This is a genomic window from Clostridia bacterium, from assembly GCA_036562685.1.
Taxonomy (GTDB): domain Bacteria; phylum Bacillota; class Clostridia; order Christensenellales; family DUVY01; genus DUVY01.
In genome coordinates this window covers 1-9,278 of record DATCJR010000011.1, presented here as the reverse complement: position 1 = coordinate 9,278, position 9,278 = coordinate 1, and the positions used below count along the sequence as shown (strand labels likewise).

Below are 9,278 nucleotides of genomic sequence, written 5' to 3'. Positions count from 1 at the left end.
TTTGAAAATTATTTTGCAATATGATAGACTAAAGTTTGAAAACAAAATTTTTAATTTTAAAGGATAAAATAATGAATAAAAATAAAACCAAGACCATTGCCATTACAGCCGTTTTGGTTGCACTTAGCTTTGTTATGCCATATTTTATGCCGACTATAACATTGCCGTTTACTACATTTACACTATTTTCACATGTACCTATTATTATAGCAATGTTTATTTCGCCTTATACTGCAATAATGAGCTGCATAGGCACAACTCTTGCTTTCTTTTTGAAATCTCCGCCTATTGTTGCTCTAAGAGCTGCTTCGCATATCGTTTTTATAATTCCAGGTGCATTTGCTATAAAAAAAGGAATTATCACCAAAGGACTAAATATCGCTTTAGGCGGAGTTGTGACGGGTTTAATTCATGCAGTGGCAGAAATAATCGTTGTCGCCGTCTTTATGGCAATTAATCATCAAGAAATAACTATCTATTACATTATGATAGAAGTTGGACTTATAACATTGGCGCATCATTGCATTGATTACAGCTTTTCACTTTTGGTATATAACAGCTGTTCAAAAGCTAGATTGCTAGAAAACAAATTTTGCTTTTCAATTAAAAAAACTTCCAAAAATGTTAATGCATAAAATTTAAGCCGCATCAAACTGGATGCGGCTTTTTTACTAATCTATGCTGCTAGATCGTAATTAAACGGAATTTCTTTATACCATACTGGGAAAAATTCTTCTGTATAATAATAACCAGTATGGATTTCTTTTTCTTGTCCGTTTCTTTTTACCTTAAGAATTAATTCATACGATGTAACTTCGTCTTTAGTGTAATAATAGCTTAACTCCAAGAGAATTGAAGGACTTACTATTTGGGTAGTGTCAAAAAACATATAATTTACATCAATTCCATTGACTTCTAGCAAAACATCATTCTTTTGTAAGCCAAGCGTAGAAATAGCTTCAGTAACTACCAAAATATTGTTGTCATCTTCATCCATAGCGGCATTAATTACTCTCAAAACCTGTTTAAAATCTTCTCTTGCAACTGATGCATCTATTGCTTGGCCTTCATAATTTAGTAAAACATAATCACAAATTGCTCTAGCCATATTAGACGGAATTGCAAGACTCATATTTTCTGCAGCTACGTTATCGTTTGTTAGATATCCATAGCTGTTAATTCCAATTACTTCACCCAAAGCATTAACCAAAACGCCGCCGCTGTTGCCTGAATTAATAGAAGCATCATGTCTTATTACATGTTTATAAATATCGTCCGATTCATCATTAGTATCGTTATCATCATATAAAAGAATTTCTTCTGAAATACTTATAATACCTTTAGTAAGAGATGAACCATATCCCAAAGCATTTCCAATTGCATATACTTCTTCTCCTCTATAGACCGCTCTGCTGTTTCCCCATGATAAAACACGATCATCAATATCACTTAATTCTTTTTCTAGTAATAATATTGCAATATCCATATCGGCATCATAGCCAAGTATTGTTACTTGCTGTGAATAATAAGAAGCTTTATCAGTCAATTTTACATAGATTTCATAATCTACTTTGGTATCAAGAAAAGCATATTGAATAACATGGTAATTGGTAATAATTATAGGATATCCATTATCAGTTTTTCCTACAATTAATCCGCTTCCGCTTGAAGAACCAGAAACTTTTGAAGGTCTTCTCCAAAAATCATAAGTTGTATATTGATAATTCAAAACAATCTCTGTCGTTCCTTTCAATACAGCATTTAGCATTTCTGCTGTGCTTGAATAAGAGTATTTTGAAGGTTCTTCATCTTTGATATTGTATGAAAAATTTCCAATGCCTTTGTTTTTGTCTTTTATAAAATCTATTGACAGTCCGCATGAAGCAAAAATGCCAAAACATAACAAAGTAATTAATGTAACTGAAAATATCTTAATACTTTTTTTCATAAGCTTTCCACCTACACATATATGTTTTTTACATATACATGTTAGCACAAAAAAAAGGCTCGGTAAATACACCTAAGCCTTAATAAGACATTTTTAATCAAATTTTAATTTAATGCAAAATTAGAGTTACTTAATAACTGTACTCAAAAATGCAACCAAATCCTTAACCTTTTTCATTTCCAATGCTTTTTCGCTAGGAACTGAAATGTTGTAAGTATCCTCAAGTTCCATAAGCATTTCAATTACATCTATCGAATCTGCATTAAAATCAGCAACTATATCCGATTCCATAGTAATTTTGGCAGGATCTTTTATTTTCAATTGACGAGTTAAAACATCCTTTACTTTTTCAAATATAATATTTTCTTCCATTTTTTCCTCCGTAGCAGACGGTATAAACCCTAACTATTATATATTATAACATATAAAAAGACAATCGATTAATTAAAATTAAAAAATATCAATTATCTTTTATTTATTTTAAAAATTCATTCATCCAAGAGATTTCTCTCTGAAGATAAAGATTAGGTATTTTAAAGTCTTCGCCATCTATAGTCAAATTTAAGTTATAAAATTTATTTTCTTGCAGTCCTGAATCAGCGTTTGAACCGTAATATAGTTCAAGTTCAGTAAAAATAGATGGGGAAGGAACATACATACCTTTATGTAAACTGCTTATCTCTATTCCATTTATCTTGGTTATTGTTTTGCCTTTTGCTATAACTTTCTGTCCAAATTTAATTTCTTGAGCAGTCCTTATAATATTATTATTTTCACTGTCCAATCCTGCTTCAAGATTATATAAATTAAGTCCCCATGTTCTATCAGTAGAAACTTCGCCTATATAGTTCTTAAAATTATTGCTTGAGCTTTTTATATAATCTAAAATTGCCTTTGCCATATTGGAAGGAACAGCAAGCCCTACATTATCCGCAGGTATATTTACGTCCCCTTTGGTATCTGCAATAAGCTTATATGTATTAATGCCTATAACTCTACCATTATCTGACATATCAAGCAAAACACCGCCGCTGTTGCCTGAGTTTATAGCAGCACTAGTTTGAATCAAATGCTGGATTGTTTGATTGGCATTAGAGTTATCCAAAGTGATTTCTTGTATTACTTCGGGTATGCTGATTTCACCCGCTGTAACACTCAAGCCCCCGCCCAAAGCGTTGCCTATTGCGACTACTCTTTGTCCATAGTGCAATCCTCTGCTATTACCAAATTCGACAACTCTTTGCTCAACATCCTGCAAATCTACTTTTAATTTTAAAACAGCTATATCTATTTTTGAATCAAAACCGATTATTTCGGCGTTTGATTTAAAGAAATCTGCTTTGTCAAACAACTTAATAAAAATCTTATATCCATTTTTTTCAGCAGCAGCACTAATAACATGGTAATTGGTCATTATTATAGGATATGTAGCGTTATGAGTAGTATCTTCAACATAACCGACTATAAAACCTGAACCTGAATAAACTTCAGAACCGCCTCTTGTTTCTATTACTACCACTGAAGGCAAATTATTTTGAGCAATCGTGACTACTGCATCGTCTGAAACATTATATTGAACTGCCGTTTTTTGAATAATCTTGCCAGGAACACGTTCAGGTTGCATGACTTTGAAAACTGCAAAAGTTACAAAAATGCCCAATAAAATACTAAGCACTATTGCAATCGCTATAATCAAGCCCCATTTTTTTTTAGGTTTGCTTTCATGAATAAAATACATTAATACATCCTTTTAAAAAATATTTATATTACTATTATAACATTAATTTTTAAAATTTTTCATTATTAATAAAACCAAAGACTAACTATCGAAAATAAAATAAAAAAACTTAAGAATTAATAATTTTTATTAAATATTGCTTTAGTTTATCAATTTCTGACGTGCTTTTTTCTATTTGAAGCCATTGATTGCCTTTTTTTACTATAACCTTATATTCAAAATCAGGTTTTAACTTTTCTTCATACAACACTTCAATTACGTCATTATTAATTAAGCATAATATCTTATTATTTATAGAAAAGCTTATTGATTTGGCTCTTTGTGTCTTTTTCGCTCCCAATGCTTTCAAAACTTCGGATATATAAACTTGATTATATTCTTCTTTTTGGCGTTGAGCTTTAAGTTTTCTCGACAATAACAATGCTGCGCCCTTCATCCATGAGGGCAAAACAGGTTGCGCAATTATATCTTCGATTTCCAGCCAGTAATAGCTGTCATAATCAGATTCTATTTTCAAAACATCAGCATCTATTTCGCAAATATAATAAAGAGTTATAAAAGAACTTTTGCTTGCGCTATTAAGAGGCATATTGAAAAAAAACTTGCAGCTTTTGGGCTTTATATGAATTTGTTTTTGAACTAGTTTAGAGATTTCTAATTGAATATTATCTTTATTCTGAATTTCGCAGCTTAAAAAATCATATTGAATGCCGCTGTCTTTATCTGATCGTGCAAGAACAAGTAATCGGCCTTTGTTTTGAACTAAAACTTTGGTTTTAATTAAAACGCTCATTATTTCACCATGTATAAATACTTATTATCTGCCTTGTCTGAAATCTGCCAGTTAATTGGCTCTATATTATGCTCAGACAGGTATTGATTGGTTTTGGAAAAATGACAGCATCCAAAAAATCCCGCAAAAGCCGAAAGCGGACTAGGATGTGCGGCTTCCAAAATAAGGTGCTTATTGCCATCTATTAAGGGCTTTTTGCTTTTTGCATTATTGCCCCATAGCAAAAAAACTACATTTTGCTTTTGGTCGTTTATTGTTTTGATAACATAATCTGTAAAAATTTCCCAGCCTATGTTTTTGTGCGAGTTTGCCATACCTGCTCTTACAGTCAACACAGTGTTCAAAAGCAATACTCCCTGCATTGCCCATTCTATAAGACAGCCATTGTCAGGAATTTTTGCTCCCAAATCATTATGTAATTCCAAAAAGATGTTTTTTAGTGACGGCGGAATTTCTACATTGGGTTTTACAGAAAAACACATTCCATGTGCCTGTCCTTCATTGTGGTAAGGATCTTGTCCAAGCAATACTACTTTTACTTTATCTAAAGGCGTGGTTTTTAGCGCATTAAAAATATCATACATGTTAGGATAAACAGTATGCTTTGAATACTCTGATTTTAAAAATTCGCGTATCTTGAGATAATATTCTTTTTTGAATTCTCCAGCCAAATATTCATCCCAATCATTATTAAAAACTACCAATTTAGTTCACCTTTTTAATTTTAACATAACTGATTTTTATAAGCAAATTTAGATTTCAACTAAAATAATGTCCGAAAACAGCTATGGATAAAAGCACATATATGCACATATTGATATTAACATATGTGCATATCAATATTATATCAGACAGAGTATTTATTTTGAAGGGCTGGTATGGACTTGCACATGCTTAGCATTAAATTCTTTTTCAATAATGTCATGTACGCTATGGCTTATTTCATGCGCTTTTTCAAAGCTTAAGTTCTTATCCACTATTATATCTATATCCACATAAAGACGGTTTCCAAATTTTCTGGTCTTTAGGCTTTCTATCGCTAAAACGTCCGTCTTTTTCATTGTGCTTTCTCTTATCTTGTTTTCGATTTCTTCACCCACTGAACTGTCGATTAATTGCTTAGAACTGTCGATAATAATCTTGATTGCCTCAAACAAGATTATTCCTGCTACAACAATAGAAGCCACTTCTTCCATAAATGATATATTAAAAGCGGCAAAAATAAGACCAATAAGTACAGCAATAGAACTCAATGCGTCTGTACGGTTATCAACAGCGGCAGCTTTTATAGCTTCAGATTCGTATTTTTTGCCTACTCTCATGGATATCTGATAAAGCCCTTCTTTGAATAAGACAGAAACCACCATAACAATTATGGATACGTTAAGATGCTTTATAACAGAAGTGGGATCAAATAAACCCTCTATAGAATTTATCAAAAAGCTAACCGCGGTAATTATTAATATAAAGGCGATAATAAGACTTATAACAAACTCTATGCGCTCGTGTCCGTAAGGATGACGTTTATCGCTTTCTTCTTTGCTAAAGCCGACTGCAAACATTGCTATAATGGTAGTTCCTATATCGGACAAACTGTGAACGCCATCTGCCATGACTGCAGAGCTCATAGTTATAAATCCTGTAATTACTTTCATAACTGCAAGCAAAGTGTTAACTATTAGAGAAATTATATTAATCCTTTGTAAGGCTTTTGTTCTTATATTCATAAAAAAATGTCCTTCTTAGATTGCCCCATTATATCATATTAAAATATAATGAATCAATGTGAAGAACAAAAAAACACAATAAGTAAGGTCAAACTAAGTAAGTAAGACACGGCTAATTAAGTAAGTTGAAACTAATGAATTTTAATATGTCTAAAAAGATTATTTTATATAACTTCTGATTTCTAGATCTATTCCAAGGCTGTCGGCCAAATCTTTGCACTTAATTTTATCATCTTTTTCTAAAACATCTACTAGCGTAAATCTGGTCTTAAGCCCAGCCTTTTTGCACATAACTGCAAATTCAATCATAGCGTCAAAGCCTTTTTCGCCAAACTCGCTTAAGCATATTTTGTCATATTCTTTTGCGTTATGCTGATTAAGACTTATGCTGACTTTGTCAATAGCGTTAATAAGTTTAGGTACTATATTGAAACCGTTAATTAGATTGCCTTGTCCGTTGGTGTCAAGCCTGGTGGTAGCGCCTTGGCTTTTCAGATATTTTCCGATTTCTTCGATTTCATTAATCCTGTATGTAGGCTCTCCATATCCGCAAAAAACTATTTCTGGATATTTCTTAACATCTTCTTTTTTGAGAATGTCTATAACTTCTAGCGCTGTAGGCTCACGATCTAGCCAAAGATAATATCCCCCCACCTCGTCGCCGTTATTTCTTAGGCAAAATGTACAGTTATTACTGCATCTGTTGGTAAGGTTTATATAAAGCTTATCGGCAAATTTATATACAAAATTATTCATTAGGGATTATATCCTGCATTGCATTATTTCATTTTGCTAAAAAATCTAAATGCATTTTTTGTGGTAATATCTTCAACTTCTTCTTTAGAAAGCCCTTTCCATTCGGCTATCTTTTGAGCTACAAGATTGACGTATTTGGGCTCATTGACTTTGCCTCTATAAGGAACGGGTGTCAGATAAGGACAATCAGTTTCTAATACCACATTGTCTAAAGATATATTTTTCAAAACATCATACGCTGTTTTGTTGTTTTTATAAGTGATCGCACCGCCAAAAGAAAGATAAAAGCCACGTTTTAAAAATTCTTGGGCATAGTCTAGAGTGCCAGAAAAGCAATGTATCAAAATGCCGTTTTTAGTCCACTCTGCATTATCATCCAAAATCTTTAGGGTGTCGTCATAGGCTTCACGGCTGTGAACAATTACAGGCAAGCCCATTTCATATGCTGCTTCAAGCTGATACGAAAATACGGACAGCTGGCTTGATTTAGGAGAAAAATCATAATGATAATCAAGCCCGATTTCGCCAAAAGCTACAAGCTTGGTTTCATCTTTTAAAGACTTATAAAACTCCAAATCTTCTGATGTAAAGTCTTTTGCATAATGCGGATGAGTGCCCGCCGAAAAATATACCATATCAAATTCAGACGCTATTTTTTGCGCGCAAATTGATGATGGTATATCGTAGCTTGCGCAAATTATTCTGCCGATATTGCTTTTAGGCAAATCATTAATTATATCTTTATAATTATTTACATAAGTTTCATCGTTAAGATGAGCGTGAGTATCAATAAGCATTTTTGCCTTCTATTATAACTTAGATAGCTCGTCTAACTCGCGTTGGAGATTGAGTCTAGGGAACAAAATTTCGGTCTTATGAACTTTAGATCCGATTAATTGTTCAGGGAATTTGCCTGCACTGTCAAATGACTTTAGACTGTTGTCTGTTATTCCCAATTGCTGGAAAATTTTATCAGGAGTGCGTGTCAAGAACGGTTGAAAAACAACCGCAATAGTTCTTATGCACTCGCAAAGATTATATATAACTGTGCTTAATCTTTCTTTTCCGTCAGGCTCTTTTGCAAGTTTCCAAGGTGCAGTTTCGTCAATATATTTGTTGGCATGCTCGCAAAGCTTAATGATTTCTTCAACAGCCTTGTTGATTTCTAGGTTTTCTAGTAATGCACTTACCTTGTCATAAATTCCTTTTATGTTATTGACAAGAAAATCATCCTGCTCGGTCTTTAGTGAAGGCGCAGGAATAACACCGTCAAAATACTGTTCAGCCATAGCAATGGTACGACTAACAAGATTGCCTAAGGTATTGACTAGATCAGTATTGACTTTAGTGATAAACGCTTCGTTGCTGTATATTCCATCAGATCCAAAAGGCAACGCTGTCAAAAGATAATATCTAACGGCGTCAAGACCGTATCTATCAACCAAAATAAACGGATCAACTACATTGCCTTTAGACTTAGACATCTTGTCACCTTCAAACAAAAGCCAGCCATGACCAAAAACTTTTTTGGGCAAAGGAAGATCCAATGCCATTAAAATTGCCGGCCATATAATAGAATGGAATCTAACGATTTCTTTAGCCATCATGTGTAAATCTGCAGGCCAATATGTCTTGAACGTTTCTTCATTATCTGAACCATATCCAAGTGCTGTGATGTAATTGGAAAGAGCGTCAATCCAAACATATATAACATGGTCATTATCAAAAGGAACGGGAACGCCCCACTTGAAACTTGTACGCGATACCGACAAGTCTGTAAGACCAGGCTTTAGGAAGTTATTGACCATTTCGTTAACGCGGCTTTTAGGTTGCAAAAAGTCCGTTTTAGTCAATAACTCGGTTATTTTGTCCTGATACTTGGACAATCTAAAAAAGTAGCTTTCTTCCTTGGTAAGTTTAACTTCTCGTCCGCAATCAGGGCACTTGCCGTCCACAAGCTGAGATTGCGTCCAATATGATTCACAGGGCGTACAATACCAGCCTTCATAAGTTGATTTATATATATCGCCTTTTTCGTATAATTTGGTGAATATTTTAGCGACCGCTTTTTCATGGTCTTCGTCAGTAGTTCTTATAAACTTGGTATAATCAATATCAAGAAGCTGCCAAAGCTTTTTTATGTCCTCTACAAGTTTGTCCACAAACTCCTTGGGAGTTACGCCTTTTGCTTTTGCTCGTTCTTCGATTTTTTGACCGTGTTCGTCTGTGCCTGTGAGGTAATAGACATCATAGCCTTGAAGTCTTTTAAATCTTGCTATAGCATCGCAACTAACTGTAGTATAACAATGTCCCAAA

The 9,278-nt window shown here is 33.4% G+C and carries 9 protein-coding genes and 1 pseudogene; 1 reads left to right on the top strand and 9 read right to left on the bottom strand.

What is annotated here, in order from left to right; all coding sequences use genetic code 11:
• Positions 1–71 precede the first annotated feature (71 nt).
• Positions 72–635, top strand: coding sequence for a hypothetical protein (locus tag VIL26_00405; GenBank protein ID HEY8389407.1), 564 nt, complete (start codon positions 72–74; stop codon positions 633–635).
• Positions 636–676: 41 nt separating this feature from the next.
• On the opposite strand, the gene VIL26_00400 is transcribed toward VIL26_00405, so the two are convergent.
• From VIL26_00400 to metG, 9 genes and pseudogenes are all read right to left on the bottom strand, one after another.
• Positions 677–1,948, bottom strand: coding sequence for a trypsin-like peptidase domain-containing protein (locus tag VIL26_00400; GenBank protein HEY8389406.1), 1,272 nt, complete (start codon positions 1,946–1,948; stop codon positions 677–679).
• Between the two features lie 126 nt (positions 1,949–2,074).
• The gene (locus tag VIL26_00395) at positions 2,075–2,320 is read right to left on the bottom strand and encodes an acyl carrier protein (GenBank protein ID HEY8389405.1); all 246 of its coding nucleotides are present in this window, start codon (positions 2,318–2,320) and stop codon (positions 2,075–2,077) included.
• Positions 2,321–2,423: 103 nt separating this feature from the next.
• A complete protein-coding gene (locus tag VIL26_00390; protein HEY8389404.1) occupies positions 2,424–3,686 on the bottom strand; it encodes a trypsin-like peptidase domain-containing protein in 1,263 nt (420 codons plus the stop codon).
• Between the two features lie 109 nt (positions 3,687–3,795).
• Positions 3,796–4,479: a hypothetical protein gene (locus VIL26_00385; protein HEY8389403.1), complete on the bottom strand. Its 684-nt coding sequence runs from the start codon at positions 4,477–4,479 to the stop codon at positions 3,796–3,798.
• Positions 4,479–5,183, bottom strand: a complete 705-nt coding sequence (ung, locus tag VIL26_00380; protein ID HEY8389402.1) for a uracil-DNA glycosylase — start codon at positions 5,181–5,183, stop codon at positions 4,479–4,481. Before ung ends, VIL26_00385 begins: the two co-directional genes overlap by 1 nt.
• 156 nt (positions 5,184–5,339) lie before the next feature.
• Positions 5,340–6,206, bottom strand: a complete 867-nt coding sequence (locus tag VIL26_00375) for a cation diffusion facilitator family transporter (protein ID HEY8389401.1) — start codon at positions 6,204–6,206, stop codon at positions 5,340–5,342.
• A gap of 159 nt (positions 6,207–6,365) precedes the next feature.
• A complete protein-coding gene (locus tag VIL26_00370; GenBank protein HEY8389400.1) occupies positions 6,366–6,962 on the bottom strand; it encodes a TatD family nuclease-associated radical SAM protein in 597 nt (198 codons plus the stop codon).
• Positions 6,963–6,985: 23 nt separating this feature from the next.
• On the bottom strand, positions 6,986–7,759 hold the full coding sequence (locus VIL26_00365; protein ID HEY8389399.1) for a TatD family hydrolase: 774 nt from the start codon (positions 7,757–7,759) through the stop codon (positions 6,986–6,988).
• 33 nt (positions 7,760–7,792) lie between these two features.
• Positions 7,793–9,277, bottom strand: a pseudogene (metG, locus tag VIL26_00360) (methionine--tRNA ligase).
• Between the last annotated feature and the right edge of the window lies 1 nt (position 9,278).

What these genes read in the sequence shown, in the direction of transcription:
- VIL26_00395 (HEY8389405.1), bottom strand. Translation starts at nt 2,320, where the DNA reads ATGGAAGAAAATATTATATTTGAAAAAGTAAAGGATGTTTTAACTCGT.
- VIL26_00370 (HEY8389400.1), bottom strand. Translation starts at nt 6,962, where the DNA reads ATGAATAATTTTGTATATAAATTTGCCGATAAGCTTTATATAAACCTT.
- VIL26_00375 (HEY8389401.1), bottom strand. Translation starts at nt 6,206, where the DNA reads ATGAATATAAGAACAAAAGCCTTACAAAGGATTAATATAATTTCTCTA.
- VIL26_00405 (HEY8389407.1), top strand. Translation starts at nt 72, where the DNA reads ATGAATAAAAATAAAACCAAGACCATTGCCATTACAGCCGTTTTGGTT.
- VIL26_00365 (HEY8389399.1), bottom strand. Translation starts at nt 7,759, where the DNA reads ATGCTTATTGATACTCACGCTCATCTTAACGATGAAACTTATGTAAAT.
- VIL26_00385 (HEY8389403.1), bottom strand. Translation starts at nt 4,479, where the DNA reads ATGAGCGTTTTAATTAAAACCAAAGTTTTAGTTCAAAACAAAGGCCGA.
- VIL26_00390 (HEY8389404.1), bottom strand. Translation starts at nt 3,686, where the DNA reads ATGTATTTTATTCATGAAAGCAAACCTAAAAAAAAATGGGGCTTGATT.
- VIL26_00400 (HEY8389406.1), bottom strand. Translation starts at nt 1,948, where the DNA reads ATGAAAAAAAGTATTAAGATATTTTCAGTTACATTAATTACTTTGTTA.